Here is a 16,415-nt window from a genome sequence, read left to right on the forward strand (position 1 = left end):
TTCATTTCTTTATCATAAAATTCATCAATGGTTTTTCATAGTGTTTATGAATCATCAAAGAAATAATCATACATATTGTAATGAAAACCATTGATGAATATATGTTAGGTGAAATTTTTAGATAATTGAATGCCCCAATGAGAAGTGGGTGGATTAGATAAATAGGATATGAAAATTCACCAAACTTTTTAAAGGTAAAGCATATGTAAGGATTTTTAATATTTTCTATATGCGCAACTAAAAATATCAAAAAACTAAATAATAATGGTGCTAAATATTCAAGATTTTTATTGTAGTTGATATCTTTGTAGATCAGAACTATAGTGGTTAACGTGAAAAAAGTTAATAAAATAATAGTTTTATTTTTTTTAAATTTTAATTTTTGATAGGTTAAAAAACACAATATTCCGAGAGAGTAGTCTAGAAAACAACGTATGACTCCAAAGTATAGATAATTATATAGTAATATTGAATGTACATTCATGTAGTTGGGTGAGTAATGAATCATTAAAAAGTAGGTGTATGCAATAACAAGTAAAAGTAGTATGTATTTGAATTTATTTTTTAATAAAAAAAGCACTGGGAAGATTATAATTCCTACCCATAGTTCAGCACTAATAGTGTAGGAAATGCTTAGAGGGTCTACATAATTTGTGCCTAAGTTAATAGGGAGCATTTTTCCTATAATTAAAACTTGAATTAAATCGATTATATTTGGAGGAGTATATTTTTCCAAAATTAAAATTTTTGGTATGGCAATCAATATATAACATAAGATGAAAACTGGGAATAGTCTTATCCATCTATTCATTGCAAAGTAAAATGGATTGAATTTTTTTTTTGAAAAGATAGATTGACTAATGACAAACCCACTTAATACTAGAAAAAAATCAACTGCTAAAATAAAAGAGCTCGGGATAATGTTATAATTTTGGTTCCAATCATAAAAATGCCCAATACAGACTAAAAGTGCAGCGCATCCGCGCATAAAATCGAAAGTATAATTTCTTGCCATACTCATATATTGATTGGGAAATATGCTACATTATCTTTTTTTATGTTCTAAATTCAATAGAAGAGTAAGAAGTAATTGAAAGTAGCCTTCATTTGTAAGCGTCAATATATGTCTAAAGATGTGATTTTGGATAAATATGCTCGTTTGTACGAAATCCCTAATCAGCTCTCATTACTGGGACATGTAGTCACCTGCTATTGCTTAAGTTATCAAAATCATGATGATGGATTTTGGGATGAAAGTAATGATGAAAAGCAAATAAAGTGGCATTCAAATAGCTATAAGTATTTGAAAAAAATAAAAATATTTGAATACCCTTTTGCGTTGTTAAAAAAACTAAAAAGCGAAAAACCAGAGATGATTATTGCTGCCTCAGATATTCCACATATTATTATGGGTGCGTGGCTAGCAAAAAAATTAAATATTCCTTTTGTAGCTGATCTTTATGATAATTTTGAATCATATGGTCAAGCGCGTATTCCTTTATTTCGTCGCTTTTTTCATAAAGCGCTTGATACTGCTCAACTGATTACAACTACAAGCTATAGCCTTGCCGATAAAATAAAAATAGAACATCCAAGTGTTGCTCACATTGTACCCATGCCAAGTGTGATTAATAAAAGTTTATTTAAAGTTGGTAATCAGTCATATGCTCGGCAGGAACTGAATCTACCACAAGATGCTAAATTAATTGGTACAGCAGGTGGCTTAACTAAAATGAAGGGTATTCATGATTTATTAAATGCTTGGGAAATTATTCGTACTAAACGAGAGGATATTTATTTAGTCCTTGCAGGACCAACTGAGATTGCTACTCCATTGCCTAATGATGACCGTGTAATATATCTTGGTTTACTTGCGCATGAAAAAATTCCAACATTATTTCAAGCTTTAGATGTTGGCGTTCTATGTATTCCTGATGATGAGTTTGGTCAGTATTGTTTTCCACAGAAGGCATATGAAATGCTGGCAACGGATCTAGCGATTGTTTCTACTGCTATAGGTGATATGTTGCCTTTAATCGGTGAACATAAGGCGTTATTATATTCTGCTGGAAATTACGAAGAACTAGCAGAAGCTCTATTAATACAAATTTCTGTGGAGTATAAACTAAATGTGCGTATTCCAGATTGGCAAGAGACGATTAAGATGATGAATCATTATTTGAATCAATAAGTTTTCCAAACTTGTAGCCTAAATTTTTCCAAGCGAATTGCGATGCAAAAAATTGACAATTTTTGGCCAGGTTATTTTCTTTTTGCAAAAAATTAATTATTTGTAATGTAAGTTTTTCATAGTCTTGGTTAGGAATTAAATAACCAGATTCTTCATTTTGCACAGCATCAACTATTCCTCCTGTTGCAAAAGCTATAGTTGGTAAGCCATACGAAGCAGCCTCAATAGCAACCATACCAAATCCTTCGGGATCATTTGGAATATGTTTTACAGGGAATACATGTATACTTGCCATATAGTAAAATTCCGTTAAAGCTTGTTCATCTACAGCTCCTGTAAAAATAATATGTTGATCAACCTTTATTTTCTTTGCTGCTTCGAGTAAATCTTCTTTATTTTGAAATTTATTGTTTAAGGCATTATTTGCTGTATCACCAATAATTAAAAGAACGCTGTCTGGACATTCTTGGACTATTTGCGGTAAGCAGTTTTGAATAAATTCTAATAGTCCTTTTCTTTCGGTAAGGCGCCCAACAGAAAGTAGAATTTTTTTATTATGGAGGCTAAATTTATCTTTTAATTTATTCGTGATATCTTCGTTTTTTTCTTTTGGTGGGAAATTTACACCTGGATAGATAATGGAGATTTTTGAGTCTTGAATTTTTTTGTCTAGTGCTAATTTTTTTGTGGGAGTACTATTGCAGATAATTGAATCTGCTGAGCGAATAAATGGAATCCATATTTTTTGGTATGCACGGCTATTGTTGCTTATATCTAGACCATGAAGATAAATAATGCTTTTTTTTCTAAAAACCTTGGCCCAAAAAACTACAATAGGTCCTGTTAAGCCGCTTCCTGCAAGTAGGACATCAGGTTTTTGTGATAAACAAATAAAGAATGCTTTAAAAAAAGCAAAGATTAAAAAAAAAGGTAATGGATTGAGTGCGACGCCATAAAATTTACATTGGATAGGTGCCTGTTTTTTGGCTTCAATATGACTTAATAAATGAACTTCATTTTTTTGGCCCAATTCATCTGCTATATGCCAATTGAGTCGTTCCATACCTCCAATGAGTGGTGGTAGGTTTCGAGTAATCATTAAAATTTTTTTTGTGTTCATTTTGAATAAACTAAAAAATATAGACTCTATTGTATATAATTTGTGGCGGTAAAAAAGTGATATAGTTTGTTATATTTAGACAAAAAATGACATGTATCAAAAAATTTTTAAAATAAGCTTATGATTTTTATTCAAAAATATTTGGCATGATTTTTGATGGCACAATATATGATTTGGTTATTTAGGAAATTAAAATGCAAAAAGGTTTTACATTAATAGAGTTAATGATTGTCGTGGCCATCATTGGTATTCTGGCTGCTATTGCTATTCCTGCATATCAAAATTATACAACACGCTCTCAGGTATCTGAAGCATTGGGTATGGCAAGTACTTATAAAGGGGAGATGATTTCTGTATTTGGTGATACGGGGTCTTGTCCAACGTCTTTGATAGAAATGGGGGTTATATCAACAGGACTAATTAATTCTAAATATGTACAAAGTATAAGCTTAAATACAACGTATCCTAGCGCAGTTTGTGCTTTTGAATTTACGTTTAATAGTTCTGGAATGAATGCGGGAGTTGCTGGTAAAAAACTCATTTTTGCAATGATGAATTATGCAGGAAATGGTTCGGCGCGTTGGGAGTGTGCATCAACGGAGATTAAGCAACTCTACTTACCCTCAGCATGTAAAGGCATTTAATAAAAAGCCCGCAACTGCGGGCTTTAAAATATCAAATCTGACTCTGAATATAATTTTCAACACCAACACTTTCAACTAAATCTAATTGTGTTGTTGTCCAATCCAACCATTCTTCTTCTTTCTCAAGAATTTCTTGGACTAAATCACGTGTTACATAATCCATGTGTGCTTCTGCTAAGGCAACAGCTTTTTGAATGGCTTCAATGTTTTCTTTTACTTTACGTACATCGCAGTTTAATACTTCAACTGTATGTTGGCCGATATAAAGTTTTCCTAAGTGTTGTAAGTTTGGCAAACCTTCTAAGAATAAAACACGCTCAATAATTTTGTCAGCATGCTTCATTTGGCGAATCGATTCTTTATATTCAGCTGAACCAAGTTGCTCAATTCCCCAGTCATTAAACATACGAGAATGTAGGAAATACTGGTTGATTGCAGTCAAATGATGGTAGAGCACCTGATTTAACTGATTAATTACATCACGATTGCCTTTCATTGCATTTGCTCCATCAAAGTTGCCAAAGTAAATAGACCTAGGCACTAAAAACTGTATTAAAAAATATATTAAACAAGATGGACTTAGATGGCGAGTACTTTATTGAACAGCAAATGAAAATCGCAATCAAAAACAATAGGGTCTAAAAAACAAACCCGCCTAGAGTCATGGCGGGGGAGGAGGAATAATCTTACGATTATTGATTTATCATTATGATTATTTGGTTTAAGCCGCGATTGCGAGTCTAGAGGCAATCATAGCAACTTCTTCACTAATGATTGCACGTGCTTCAGGTGCACAGCGACCACAGCAAGTACCAAGGTCAAGTAAGTCACGCACTTCGCGATAACTTTCAGCCCCATTGGCAATGGCATCTTTAATGTCTTGATCTGTAATACCACGGCACAAACAAACGTACATTTGACGACAACCACAGTGAATGAATAAGATAAGTAATATTATTGATAATTATTATCGTTTGTCAATTAAAATCATTTCATTTTTAATTTATGGTTATTGGGAATTTGAATAAAAAAAGACCACTCTATCGGTGGTCTTTTTTATAAGAAGGTATCTTATTGATTAATAACAACCACACCATCCATTTCCACTAAAGCACCTTTTGGTAGTGCTGCGACACCTAGGGCTGCACGTGCAGGGTAGGGTTGAGCAAAATATTCGCCCATGATTTGGTTAACGAGTTGAAAATGAGAGAGGTCGGTAAGGAAAATATTTAATTTTGCAATATCTGCTAAAGTTCCACCAGCCGCTTCACAAACTGCTTTTAGATTATCAAAAACACGACGTACTTGTGCTTCGATGCCTTCAACCAACTCCATGCTATACGGATCTAAGCCAATTTGACCTGAAAGGTATAATGTATTTCCAGTTAAAATTGCTTGTGAATAAGTACCAATTGCAGCAGGTGCATTTTCAGTATGGATCACTTGGCGGGACATCATTTTCTCCTTGTAACATGGCATGCAAAATCAAGATCTCTTATGCAGTTGCGCATATTTAGCTCTGATCATGCACATTAACTTGCTTTCGATGTTTCTGCAAAATTGATAGGCTGTGATAAACGTGAAATACGAGGGAAACCAAACAGCATACGTAAGTCACGAATAATTTTCGCAATTTGTTTTCGGTCATGCACGACAATATTAACGTATGTCTTTCCTTCGTGTGTACGAACAGATTCTACCCCTACTTTTTCTTTACGGCATTGATAGATTAATTCTGAAATTTGCTCGTCCGTCATGCTCATACTAATACAAAGGAAAGCACTAAAGCTAATATCTTCAATTTCTTCAGCATTCCATTGTAAAGGCATGATGTTTTCAGGATGCATGTGTTGCTCATGTAAGAGATTGTGGCAACGTGAGCGGTGCACAATCAAGCCTCGACGTGATAAATGCCCTTGAATTTGATCACCAAGCACAGGGTTGCAACAGTGTGCATATTTAACATCTACACCTTCAGTGCCCTGAATAAGGCGATCTGAGCCAGTAGAGCTATGTGTTGAATCTTGTGCAAACAAATGATTAGCAACCAATTGTGGTAATAAATCACCCACAGCAATTTGTTCAAATAGCTGATTTTGATCTGCAATATGACGCCAATTTAAAATATCTTGCCAATCTTCTGTAGTGAGATCGTTCACAGAGCGATTAAATAATTTGAGCGCTCGGTTGAGGGCTTGTTGCCCAACCAGACGTTGTTCATCTAAATCTTGATCACGCAAAATATTTTGTAGTGCACGACGTGCTTTTTGCGTATTAATAAAACTTAGCCAATCGGGGTTAGGCGTAGCGAGTACATCTGTGATGATTTCAATGACTTGACCACTCATGAGTGGTGTTGATAATGGCTTTGTTTCACCATTAATTTTTGCACCTACAGCATGGTTACCTAAAAATAGGCTGGCTGAGTACGCGAAATCAACTGCAGTTGCCCCTTGAGGTAATTCGTGTAAATGACCTTGTGGGGTATAGACCCAGATTTTTTCTTGATGAAGATAATCTAATAATTCACTAAAAGTTGTTTTAGCACATTCCCCATCAACTAATACGTTGAGGTTTTGCATAGAGGCTTGAATGGCTGAACGACAAGCTTGAGGTGCATTTTCACCTAAAACCACACCAAAACGGGCAGCCTTGCGCATTAACTCAGTCTGAATGGTAAGCGATAGCGTCGTTTTTTCACCTTTCAAGCGCATCATTAAGGATTGATTGCCACCAGGGAGTGGGCGACGAATATGATCGGCATAATGAAGTACTTGAAAACTATCTCGAAGGATTTCTGCAATACGGTCGCAGTCTGCAATACTTTGTAGAATAATTTCAAATGCATGGCTATGAGTCAGCTCTTGCAAATCGATGTCATTTTTAACGAAGTGGCGTAAGAGCTCAATATTGTTATTTTTCTTTTTAATTCGGCCGGCGATGTGGTGTTCTTGAAGCAGGGTGTTGAGGTTGTTTTCCCATTTGGTTTGGTATTCACAACGTTTCGGTTTGGTCTGTGCTAGAGCGACTTGGACATTGTTATACATATCGAGGTCTAGATTTTGATAACACAGATGCTCAAGATTGTCCGCCATTTCATTCATACCAACAAGGCGGGCCATGGGTACAAAAATTTCAAAAGTTTCGTTGGCAATACGGGCGCGCTTATCGGGACGTAATGCGCCAAGTGTAGTCATATTATGATAGCGGTCGGCTAATTTAATAATAATGACACGTGGATCTTGTAGGGTGGCTTGCAGAATTTTACGGAAGGACGCGGCTTTATTGTATTCTTTATCACTGGATTGGCTCAGCTTGGTTACGCCATCCACCAGCTCTGCAACGGTTTTGCTAAATTTTTCGCTAATATCTTCTTTGCTAAAATCTGTGTCTTCAATAACGTCATGCAAAAGCGCAGCCATCAGTGTTTCTGAGTCCATGCGCATGTGGGCCAAAATACAACTGACCGCGATAGGATGCAGAATATAGGGTTCACCGCTTTTACGTGTAATGCCATCATGCGCGATGTCGGCATAGTCGCAAGCTTCAAGCACACGTTCGACATCACTTTCTGGTAGATAAGCGTCGATAATGATTTTCAGCTGTTGCTTGGCTTGACTGACCTCTGGGCCTGGCATAAAACACCTTTTACTACTAAATTTTACAAATGAAACGGTTAATCCTCTAATGAAATGCATATTGCATGACTTGTCAATTTATTCATTCAAAAAAATGAAAAAACTAACATCTGCATAGCATTTCTATCTGTTTATTTATAACTGTTATTGGTCAAATATAAAAGCATGAACATAAAAAAGCCTAGTTAAAAACTAGGCTTTTTTACATCAATCTATAATTATTGGAAAGAAAAACCATCCAAGTTAAGATTGTTTGCTGAAAGTGCAAGATCAAGGCTTGAAGTTTGGTAGTCTTGATCGCGTTGCTTTAGAATCTCTTTAGATACATGGCCTTCAGCAATTTCACGAAGTGCAACAACAGTCGGCTTATCATTGTCCCATTCAACAGTTGGTTCAATGCCTTGACGTGCTAATTGACGCGCGCGTTTGCTTGCCACTAGTACAAGCTCAAAGCGGTTGTCTACATGGTCTAAACAATCTTCAACGGTTACGCGTGCCATAAGAAATCTCGTTTGAATAATAAATTTTAACAGACTGTGCAGTATAAGAGTCTTTGGCTATAGACTCAAGTTTTAATCACAACGAAGTCGGAGTAATTAGCTTTTGAATCAACTCTTGGTGTCGATTGGCTTGTTGATTCAGCACCAAACGGTTCGCAATAATGACAGCTTCTAGATCATGCAGGGCTTTGTTAAAGTCATCATTAATAATGACATAGTCAAAGTTTGTATATTGTTGCATGTCTTCGACTGCGCAACTTAAGCGATGCTCAATGACTTCTACAGAATCTGTACCGCGGTTAGATAAGCGTTGACGTAAGTCAAACTGGCTTGGTGGTAAAATGAAAATTTGTTTTGATTCAGGAAAAAGCTTACGAACTTGCTCTGCACCTTGCCAGTCAATTTCGAGCAAGACGTCATGACCTTTCTCAAGTTGTTCTTTTACAGTTTGTTGTGCAGTCCCGTAATAGTTGCCGAATACTTCTGCATATTCAATAAAGCCACCTTTCGCAACTAAAGCCAAGAAATCATCTTTGTTTGAGAAATGATAGTGAACACCATCGAGTTCACCAGGGCGTTGGCCACGAGTGGTATGAGACACAGAAACATGTAAGTTGTTTACACGTTCGAGTAGGGCTTTAACGAGGGATGTTTTGCCTGTTCCTGACGCTGCAGAAACGACAAACAAGAGACCCGACATGATATTTTTCCTGATATGATAAAATATCTTCTCTATTTTAGAGCAGACACGCTTTAAACTAAAGAGTTAGACATCTATTGTTTACATTTATTTCAGTTGAATATCCAAATTATTGAATGGGCATTGAGGATTCTATGGAAATTGTTTTAGCCAATCCACGCGGTTTTTGTGCTGGTGTTGACCGTGCCATTGCGATTGTCAATCGGGCTTTAGAATGCTTTAACCCGCCCATTTATGTGCGCCATGAAGTGGTACATAACAAATTTGTGGTGGATGATCTTCGTCAGCGTGGCGCCATTTTTGTTGATGAGCTGGATGAAGTTCCTGATGATAATATTGTGATTTTTAGTGCACATGGTGTCTCAAAAGCGGTGCAACAGGAAGCTGAGCGCCGTGGTTTAAAAGTCTTTGATGCAACGTGTCCTTTAGTGACTAAGGTGCATATTGAAGTCACCAAGTATGCTCGAGAGGGTGTCGAAGCCATTTTAATTGGTCATGAAGGGCATCCAGAAGTTGAAGGGACTATGGGACAATATGACACCAAACAAGGTGGTTCTATTTATTTGGTGGAAGATGAAGATGATGTTGGTGCTTTAGAAATTAAAGATCCATCACATGTGGCTTTTGTAACGCAAACGACTTTATCAATTGATGATACTGCAAAAGTGATTGATGCTTTACGTGAAAAATTCCCAAAAATTCAGGGTCCACGTAAAGATGATATTTGCTATGCAACTCAGAACCGTCAAGATGCAGTTCGTGATTTAGCGACACAATGTGATGTGGTATTGGTGGTAGGTTCACCAAATTCGTCAAATTCGAATCGCTTGCGTGAACTAGCTGAACGTATGGGTAAGCATGCTTATTTGGTCGATAATGCTGAGCAATTGCAAAAAGAATGGTTTGAAGAAAACTCAAAAATTGGGGTGACAGCAGGTGCATCTGCACCTGAAATTTTAATTAAGCAAGTGATTCAGCGGTTACAAGATTGGGGGGCAAAAGCGCCGCAGGAATTGGCTGGTCGGGAAGAAAACATTACCTTTAGTTTGCCGAAAGAGTTACGTATTCCTGTAACACAAGCTTAAAGTGTTAATTATTTAACATTCTGATATTTTTAAACATTTGACAGATAATTGCTTTTTAGCAATTATCTGTTTTTTTATACCTTTTATCCCTATTTGTAATTGGTTTGTACGTGAACACGCTATGATTTGTAATAGGGTATTTGGTTTTTGAGTCTTTGGAGTGTGCATGTATAAAAGTAAGGGATTTACTCTTATAGAACTAATGGTCACGATTGCAATATTAGCAATAATTGCAACTATGGCAGTACCTTCTTTTAACTCCATAAGCTTAAATCAAAATTTAAAGAAAAGTACAAATACATTGACTCAAGAGATTAAAGCAGCAAGAACTAAAGCAATTTTGGAGAAAAGACAAATTACTTTAAAGTTAGCGTCTTCTGCCAATAATGCACCGACGACTTTAAATTGGATGCAAGAAGGTAAGGTTGCTTTAAAGACTCCAGCGAATGATGAGCTTAAATTTGATGGAAATGGCGTACTTGTGAGTACATTTTCAGTTGTTGAATTATGTAAAACTTCAGGTGCTTCAACGACTAATCCGACAAGTTCTAAAAAAATAACCTTAACTAAATTTGGTCAAATTGAAAAAATTGAAGATGGGAGTTGTCCATGAGCGCAAGATCATCACAAAAGGGTGTTGGTATGGTTGAAGTTTTGGTGGCGCTCATTATTTTAGCTATTGGTGTATTGGGTTATGTGATGTTGCAGGTCCGGGCAATGGAAGCAACGGTAGAAGGTACTCAGCGTATTCAGGCAATTAATATTGCACGAGATCTTGCTGAGCGCGTGAGAGTGAATCGTACTGCTTGGGATGGTACAACAAACACTTATTTAACAGAACTCGCAGGTACGCAATCGCGTGCTAGTACGACTCCAGACTGTGCATCTTCAGCTTGCAATGAAGCTCAACTTGCTGATTTTGATGTGGCTGAAATATCAACATATGCGACGCAGTATGGCATGACGTTGGGGATGTCTGCTTGTCCTAATACAACAGGGCGACAATGTTTATTTGTTGCTTGGGGAAGTACTTTGCCTACAAATAGTAGTTCTAATGCGAATTCCTGTGTGAATGGAAATGCATATAGAGCAAATTCAACGTGTGTAATGATGGAGGTTTACTAAATGAAAAAGCAAACCGGTTTCACACTCGTTGAGTTAATGATTTCGATTGTTCTTGGGCTGATTATCGTTGCTGCTGCACTTTTACTATTTCTAAGTGGTCAACGTAACGTTGCGATGCAAAAAAATACGACAGATTTACAAGATGACCAGAACTTTGGCTTGAACTACATTGCAAAAAATATTCGCAAAGCTAATTTAAATAGCCCTTCAGCCAGCTTGAGTAATACTTCTAACTTCTCTGGTATTGTTTTTAGTTCAGCGAATGTTAGTAATAAATTAGTCTTGAATACTAATTTTAATAGCAAATTTGTAACGGCAAATATTAGTACTAACACCAGTAATATGCGTATAAAAAATGCTACGACAACTCCTGCAAGTTTTGAAGATGTAGTGAATGATCAATTGGTCATTCAATATCGACCTACTGAAATAGGTGGTTATGATTGCGAAGGGAAAGTAATTGATAGTACCAATATTTATATTTTAGAACGTTATTTTGTACGCACTGATACGAATGGTAGTGGTACAGATGCTGAAAAGTCAGCATTGGCTTGTGCATCAAGTCGGTACTCATCAGGACTAACTGTAGCAACAGCGTTAGAGTCTTCAAATACAGCGGGTTTGTATGGTAGTGGTGAAATTATTATGAAGCGTGTTGATTTATTTCGTGTCCGCTTCCTAGTACAGGATACAAGTGGAAAGAAGTATATGACGGTGCTTGATTATAATGCACTTACGACAACTAAACCTCGTATTCTTGCCGTACAGTTAGGTGTGATTGCAAGAGCACAAGATACAAGCGTTGAGCGAGCAGTATCAACTTCGCAAGAGTTTTCAATGTTTGGGCAGACTATAACTCAAAAAACAACCTTTCCGAATCGTTATGTTAGAACACCGATTATGCAAACTGTTGCGTTAAGAAATGCTTTAGGGAGTCGCTCATGATAAGAAATCAACGGGGTGCGACGCTTATTATCGTCTTGGTTTTACTTGTTGCAATTACTGTCATTGGAAGTTTGGCTATTCGCTCTAGTGTTTTATCACTAAAGGTTTCAACATTGAGCCAAGCGCAACAGTTGCTTTTGCAAAACTCAGATGCTGCATTATTTAAAATTGAAGATCCTGACCAGTTAATGAGAAATATGGCCTTAAACGGAATGTTTGGTTATATCAAGGGTGAAGATAATGTTGGTAAAGAATTAGTATTTTGTTTTAAATCTGGTAATACCAATTTTTTTAGTCTTACAAATTCAAGTCTAATTAGTTGGAATGGCACATCTATTAAAAATGATGGTTTGAGTAGTGGTGGTTTTTGTAAGGTTGAAAGCGGTTTTTTTACCTCGGGTCGTAGTGCTGTAATTACGCAGATTGCTGTAAAAGCCATGGATACAAAGGATGCAGTAGATTTCCAATATATGCAAAAGGGAACTGATCCTGAGTCTTCAAAAAAAGATCCTGCTCAGATGTATACAATTTATGCAACGTCGATTTTTCCAAACTTAAGTGCCTCAACATTAAGTGCTACCGACTTAAATAGCAAAATTAATGCATGTTTTAATTCACGTTTTAATAGCATCCCAAGTACTAAGCAAGCTGAATTGGATGTTGATATTGCGACTGCTAATGGCAAGATTAATGACCCAGCAACATCAGCAGCAGATAAAGCCACTAATGAGGCTACAAAAGCAAACTTACAATTGTCAAAAGTCACAGTTTCAAGTTGCTTATCAAATTTAGGTGTACCTACCCATACACAAGTTGCCAATTATGCTTTGACGCAGACATTAAGCAAATAATGAGGACATGAAAATGAAAACCAAAAAATATAAACAAGGTTTAGTAACAGGTTTAACTGCTCTCTCAACTGCAATGTTGTGTCAAACAGCAACGACTTATGCCAGTGATATTGAGATTTATAAAGCGCCGACAAATGGTGGTGCGACATTAATGTTTGTGCTGGATTTATCTGGATCTATGTCACAGTCAATAGATAAGTCGGTGCAACGAGATTTTTTTGGAACAAATACAAGTTGTACCAGTGAGAGCTTAGTTGTTCGTAGTGTTTTAGGGGGAGTGAATTATGACTTTAATGGTTCATATTGTTATATCAATGAGAGCACGTTTGATGGATTAAGTACTACTAGGCGAGCTCAAATTACTTCACAAGTTGAAGCGAAGAACTGTTTGAAAGAGAGTCGTGATTTCGGAGGTTGGGAGTGGAAATGGGTTGGATGGGAGTTGAAGAAAGTTTGGGTTTCACAGCTTCAGCAAGCCTATAGTTGCCCTGACCGTGTAACAATGTTAAAGCGGAGCTTATTTGATTTAATTGCTGGAAATTCTTCTGTCGATGGTGGGAAACTTGCTACAGAAAATACTCCTTTACCGCCAACATCATCAATTGGTCTTACAACATTTCGAAATTCTACTCCTGAAATTAAGTCAAACCCACTGGTGTTGAATTCTGAAAATAGAGGGGCATTATTGAATGAAATAAAAACTTGGAGTGCTACAGGTGGTACGCCTATTTCGCGTGCGTATGCTACAGGTATATCTGGACTATTTGATCATATTTCAAGCCCTAATACTGAAACTGCTTGTGCTGGGTACGGTGTGTATTATCTAACGGATGGTGATCCGTCCGGAGATAACCCATCATCAGCTAAAACAACATACAATGCGAAAGTGCGTAATACGTTTGCTTTAACTGATACGCAGTGTACGGGCGGAGATTCAGATTCGTGGTCATGTGTGCAATCTATGGCTGCAAACTCTCAACAGAAAAAAAATAATAGCAATGTAGAGATTAAAACAGCAGTTGTAGGTTTTGGTACAGCTTTTAACTTTTCAAATTCAAATGGTCAGAGTGTAATTTATAATCCAACGACAACTTATACTGATGATACATTAAGTCAATCTTTCTCAGGAAATACACTTGCTGCAGCAAAAGCTGCTGTTGCTGGTAAAGGCGGTTGGTATAGTGCATCTAATACCAATGATATTGTTAATAGTGTGACCAACTTTGTAAATTCTATTAAAATTCCAATCCCAGCGATTACTACAGGTACATCTGCTATTCCGCAAGATGTTTTGAATACCTCAGTTATTCAGCCTTATGCATATTTCCCACAATTTCAACCAAAACCTTCTGAAGACTTTCGTGCTTGGACGGGTAATCTAAAAAAATATAATGTTTCTGGTGGTATCTTAAAAGATAAAAATAATACCGCTTTATTTAGCAGTGCTAGTGTTTTAAATACGGCTAATGAAGATTTATGGACGCCAAATTATGCTACAAATACGACGTTGACGGCTAATCAGCAAAGCTTAAAAGCATTAGGTGGCCTGCTAAGTCGTTTAAATCTTCAAAAAACGGGTTCAAGCTTAAACCGTAAAGTATTTACCAGTAATGGCACAACATTAACTGCTGTTAATGAAGACTATATTAAAGCCGATCCAACTAACCGTGGCTATTACTTAGGTTTGCTTGGTTATGACATTACGGCTGCTCAAGTACAAGGGTTAACTTCTAACTTTGATCTAAGTCAACTGCCTCAAACAACCAGTGAACTACGTCAAATTGGCGCTGTAATGCATTCAACGCCTGTATTACTTACTCAAGCAGGTAAAGTTTCTTATGTGGCAGCCCAAGCGGCTCAAGCAGCAACAGCAACAACTGCTGCTGTGGCCGCACGAGATGCATATATGGATACAACCAATAGGGATGACTATATCTTATTTGGTACAACGCAGGGCGTGTTGCATGTTGTAAAAGCTGGGAAGTCAGATGAGATAACGACTGTTGGAAACACTGCAGGGCAAGAAGTCTTTGCATTTGTGCCGCAAGAAATGCTGGCAACCCAAGGAAAAGCATTTTTAGATCCACCGCAAACGGTAGATGCAACTAATACTAGTTCAAATGGTATGAATCATTTGTACTATGGTGTTGATGGTGCTTGGACAGCTCATACTGAATATGTATATAACACGGCAGATGAAACGTTTAAGGTTTACGACTCTGCTACAAAGTTTGGTAAACAATGGGTGTATGGCGGACTGCGGATGGGGGGGCGGAGTTATTATGCGTTAGATTTGACCAATATGGACTCACCTACTGTTAAGTTCCGCATTAACCCAGTGAATAGTAGTGTGGATGGTTTTGCAACTCCATCAAGTACAGCTGAAACGTCACGTTATGCAAACTTAGCAAAAATGGGGCAAAGCTGGTCAAAACCGACCATTGCTAATGTGCAATGGAAAGGCAAACGCCGTTTAGTGATGTTTGTTGGTGGTGGATATGATCCTGGTTATGAAACCTTTAACTATAATCAGACAAACGGCATGGGTGCTGGCGTTTATATGTTTGATGCCAACACAGGTGAGTTTTTATGGTCGACTTATGATGCTGTAAAAACACCTGCAACAGCAGGAACAACACTCATTGGAGATGGTGATTACCTAAAATACAGTGTCGTAAGTCAAATTAAAGGGGTTGACCGCGATGGTGATGGCGATGTAGATCATCTTTATTTTGGCGATTTAGGTGGTCAGGTTTTCCGTGTAGATTTAAAGAGCACACATGGTGCTACAGATACTGTAGCTAATTATGCATCTCAAATCACACGAATCTATAATGGTCATGTAGATGGTGGTGTAAGCCCACGCTTCTATGAAATGCCTGCATTTACAGTGTATCAAGGAACTGGCGGTCTATTTGCTGTAATCAGTATTGGTTCAGGGAATAGAAGTACGCCACTATTAGGTAAGCAAGTGAACGGTACTTATATTGTAAACGGTGAAACAACAGCATTAAATACGACTTTAACAGATGATGCTATATATAATATTTATGACACTGTAGTTACGACAAAGACCCCTGCTACAGCAACACTGGGAACAAGTCCTACGCGAACTAATCTTTTTGCGATTACCGATAGTAATCGTGAATTAAATGCAATTACATCAGGACAGACTGCCCCTGCAAATTTGGCTGCTAATAAAGAGACTTCGAACTACAAAGGCTGGTATTACGCGTTTACCTCAAGTACAGGGCGTAAAGCAATTGAAAAAGTTCAAGGTGATTTAATTGCAATTGATAATGATTTATATGTAAGTACATTTAATGCAGAGGGCACTGATTCAACGGCAAGTTGTGGGGCTGGTATTTATGGTACGAGTCGTGCGCACCGTTTCTGTATGCCGTATGGTCAATGTCAAAATACAGATAATGTGACTGGTAATACCTTGGAATTAGGTAAAGGACTATTAGGTATTACAATGGGACCAGGTTCTGATCCAACATCTCGCCGCGTTATCGCATCTTTAGGCGTTTTACCATCAAGTAATAAAATTACAGGTACAATCTACAGAGCAAGTAATCAGCTAATCCCACAAAGTTGGTATGAAAAGAACTAG

16 protein-coding genes are annotated in these 16,415 nt (G+C 37.2%); 8 read left to right on the forward strand and 8 right to left on the reverse strand.

From position 1 onward, the window contains the following. Position 1: 1 nt before the first annotated feature. On the reverse strand, positions 2-1,021 hold the full coding sequence (locus HYG93_RS19620) for an acyltransferase family protein (protein ID WP_372658366.1): 1,020 nt from the start codon (positions 1,019-1,021) through the stop codon (positions 2-4). Positions 1,022-1,123: 102 nt separating this feature from the next. Between HYG93_RS19620 and HYG93_RS00705 the strand changes: the two genes are divergently transcribed. Further along, positions 1,124-2,191 carry a glycosyltransferase family 4 protein gene (locus HYG93_RS00705; protein ID WP_227865844.1) on the forward strand — a complete coding sequence of 356 codons (1,068 nt, stop codon included), beginning with the start codon at positions 1,124-1,126 and terminating at the stop codon, positions 2,189-2,191. On the opposite strand, the gene HYG93_RS00710 is transcribed toward HYG93_RS00705, so the two are convergent. Continuing rightward, the gene (locus HYG93_RS00710; protein WP_256733373.1) at positions 2,160-3,254 is read right to left on the reverse strand and encodes a glycosyltransferase family 4 protein; all 1,095 of its coding nucleotides are present in this window, start codon (positions 3,252-3,254) and stop codon (positions 2,160-2,162) included. The two genes, HYG93_RS00705 and HYG93_RS00710, sit on opposite strands and share 32 nt — an antisense overlap. Before the next feature lie 245 nt (positions 3,255-3,499). Between HYG93_RS00710 and HYG93_RS00715 the strand changes: the two genes are divergently transcribed. Further along, positions 3,500-3,955: a pilin gene (locus HYG93_RS00715; RefSeq protein WP_178961702.1), complete on the forward strand. Its 456-nt coding sequence runs from the start codon at positions 3,500-3,502 to the stop codon at positions 3,953-3,955. A 31-nt stretch (positions 3,956-3,986) separates the two neighbouring features. Here HYG93_RS00715 and bfr read toward each other — a convergent pair whose 3' ends face one another. The 6 genes from bfr to gmk all read right to left on the reverse strand — a co-directional run bounded on the left by bfr (position 3,987) and on the right by gmk (position 8,793). Then, positions 3,987-4,451, reverse strand: a complete 465-nt coding sequence (gene bfr, locus HYG93_RS00720; protein WP_106983952.1) for a bacterioferritin — start codon at positions 4,449-4,451, stop codon at positions 3,987-3,989. A 225-nt stretch (positions 4,452-4,676) separates the two neighbouring features. Further along, positions 4,677-4,871, reverse strand: coding sequence for a bacterioferritin-associated ferredoxin (locus tag HYG93_RS00725; protein ID WP_117006877.1), 195 nt, complete (start codon positions 4,869-4,871; stop codon positions 4,677-4,679). Positions 4,872-5,026: 155 nt separating this feature from the next. Next, positions 5,027-5,410, reverse strand: a complete 384-nt coding sequence (locus tag HYG93_RS00730) for a RidA family protein (RefSeq protein ID WP_106983954.1) — start codon at positions 5,408-5,410, stop codon at positions 5,027-5,029. A gap of 77 nt (positions 5,411-5,487) precedes the next feature. Next, positions 5,488-7,593, reverse strand: a complete 2,106-nt coding sequence (locus HYG93_RS00735; RefSeq protein ID WP_120363915.1) for a bifunctional (p)ppGpp synthetase/guanosine-3',5'-bis(diphosphate) 3'-pyrophosphohydrolase — start codon at positions 7,591-7,593, stop codon at positions 5,488-5,490. A gap of 218 nt (positions 7,594-7,811) precedes the next feature. Next, positions 7,812-8,093, reverse strand: coding sequence for a DNA-directed RNA polymerase subunit omega (gene rpoZ / locus HYG93_RS00740; RefSeq protein ID WP_120363916.1), 282 nt, complete (start codon positions 8,091-8,093; stop codon positions 7,812-7,814). 76 nt (positions 8,094-8,169) lie between these two features. Further along, positions 8,170-8,793 carry a guanylate kinase gene (gene gmk, locus HYG93_RS00745; protein ID WP_106983957.1) on the reverse strand — a complete coding sequence of 208 codons (624 nt, stop codon included), beginning with the start codon at positions 8,791-8,793 and terminating at the stop codon, positions 8,170-8,172. A 134-nt stretch (positions 8,794-8,927) separates the two neighbouring features. Between gmk and ispH the strand changes: the two genes are divergently transcribed. The 6 genes from ispH (at position 8,928) to HYG93_RS00775 (ending at position 16,415) form a co-directional block, all read left to right on the forward strand. Continuing rightward, on the forward strand, positions 8,928-9,878 hold the full coding sequence (gene ispH / locus HYG93_RS00750) for a 4-hydroxy-3-methylbut-2-enyl diphosphate reductase (protein WP_117006875.1): 951 nt from the start codon (positions 8,928-8,930) through the stop codon (positions 9,876-9,878). Between the two features lie 166 nt (positions 9,879-10,044). After that, complete coding sequence (locus HYG93_RS00755) at positions 10,045-10,491, forward strand: Tfp pilus assembly protein FimT/FimU (protein ID WP_120363917.1); 447 nt, start codon at positions 10,045-10,047, stop codon at positions 10,489-10,491. Then, positions 10,488-11,003, forward strand: coding sequence for a type IV pilus modification protein PilV (gene pilV, locus HYG93_RS00760; protein ID WP_117006873.1), 516 nt, complete (start codon positions 10,488-10,490; stop codon positions 11,001-11,003). Before HYG93_RS00755 ends, pilV begins: the two co-directional genes overlap by 4 nt. Beyond that, positions 11,004-11,948: a PilW family protein gene (locus tag HYG93_RS00765; protein ID WP_120365236.1), complete on the forward strand. Its 945-nt coding sequence runs from the start codon at positions 11,004-11,006 to the stop codon at positions 11,946-11,948. It abuts the gene before it with no gap. Further along, the gene (locus HYG93_RS00770; RefSeq protein WP_178961648.1) at positions 11,945-12,799 is read left to right on the forward strand and encodes a PilX N-terminal domain-containing pilus assembly protein; all 855 of its coding nucleotides are present in this window, start codon (positions 11,945-11,947) and stop codon (positions 12,797-12,799) included. The genes HYG93_RS00765 and HYG93_RS00770 overlap by 4 nt, the downstream gene beginning before the upstream one ends. 13 nt (positions 12,800-12,812) lie before the next feature. Continuing rightward, positions 12,813-16,415 carry a PilC/PilY family type IV pilus protein gene (locus HYG93_RS00775; protein ID WP_178961650.1) on the forward strand — a complete coding sequence of 1,201 codons (3,603 nt, stop codon included), beginning with the start codon at positions 12,813-12,815 and terminating at the stop codon, positions 16,413-16,415.

Source organism: Acinetobacter sp. SwsAc6 (assembly GCF_013391565.1).
Classification (GTDB): Bacteria; Pseudomonadota; Gammaproteobacteria; order Pseudomonadales; family Moraxellaceae; genus Acinetobacter; species Acinetobacter cumulans.

What these genes read in the sequence shown, in the direction of transcription:
- HYG93_RS19620 (WP_372658366.1), bottom strand. Translation starts at nt 1,021, where the DNA reads ATGAGTATGGCAAGAAATTATACTTTCGATTTTATGCGCGGATGCGCT.
- HYG93_RS00705 (WP_227865844.1), top strand. Translation starts at nt 1,124, where the DNA reads ATGTCTAAAGATGTGATTTTGGATAAATATGCTCGTTTGTACGAAATC.
- HYG93_RS00710 (WP_256733373.1), bottom strand. Translation starts at nt 3,254, where the DNA reads ATGGAACGACTCAATTGGCATATAGCAGATGAATTGGGCCAAAAAAAT.
- bfr (WP_106983952.1), bottom strand. Translation starts at nt 4,451, where the DNA reads ATGAAAGGCAATCGTGATGTAATTAATCAGTTAAATCAGGTGCTCTAC.
- HYG93_RS00725 (WP_117006877.1), bottom strand. Translation starts at nt 4,871, where the DNA reads ATGTACGTTTGTTTGTGCCGTGGTATTACAGATCAAGACATTAAAGAT.
- HYG93_RS00730 (WP_106983954.1), bottom strand. Translation starts at nt 5,410, where the DNA reads ATGTCCCGCCAAGTGATCCATACTGAAAATGCACCTGCTGCAATTGGT.
- HYG93_RS00735 (WP_120363915.1), bottom strand. Translation starts at nt 7,593, where the DNA reads ATGCCAGGCCCAGAGGTCAGTCAAGCCAAGCAACAGCTGAAAATCATT.
- rpoZ (WP_120363916.1), bottom strand. Translation starts at nt 8,093, where the DNA reads ATGGCACGCGTAACCGTTGAAGATTGTTTAGACCATGTAGACAACCGC.
- gmk (WP_106983957.1), bottom strand. Translation starts at nt 8,793, where the DNA reads ATGTCGGGTCTCTTGTTTGTCGTTTCTGCAGCGTCAGGAACAGGCAAA.
- ispH (WP_117006875.1), top strand. Translation starts at nt 8,928, where the DNA reads ATGGAAATTGTTTTAGCCAATCCACGCGGTTTTTGTGCTGGTGTTGAC.
- HYG93_RS00755 (WP_120363917.1), top strand. Translation starts at nt 10,045, where the DNA reads ATGTATAAAAGTAAGGGATTTACTCTTATAGAACTAATGGTCACGATT.
- pilV (WP_117006873.1), top strand. Translation starts at nt 10,488, where the DNA reads ATGAGCGCAAGATCATCACAAAAGGGTGTTGGTATGGTTGAAGTTTTG.
- HYG93_RS00765 (WP_120365236.1), top strand. Translation starts at nt 11,004, where the DNA reads ATGAAAAAGCAAACCGGTTTCACACTCGTTGAGTTAATGATTTCGATT.
- HYG93_RS00770 (WP_178961648.1), top strand. Translation starts at nt 11,945, where the DNA reads ATGATAAGAAATCAACGGGGTGCGACGCTTATTATCGTCTTGGTTTTA.
- HYG93_RS00775 (WP_178961650.1), top strand. Translation starts at nt 12,813, where the DNA reads ATGAAAACCAAAAAATATAAACAAGGTTTAGTAACAGGTTTAACTGCT.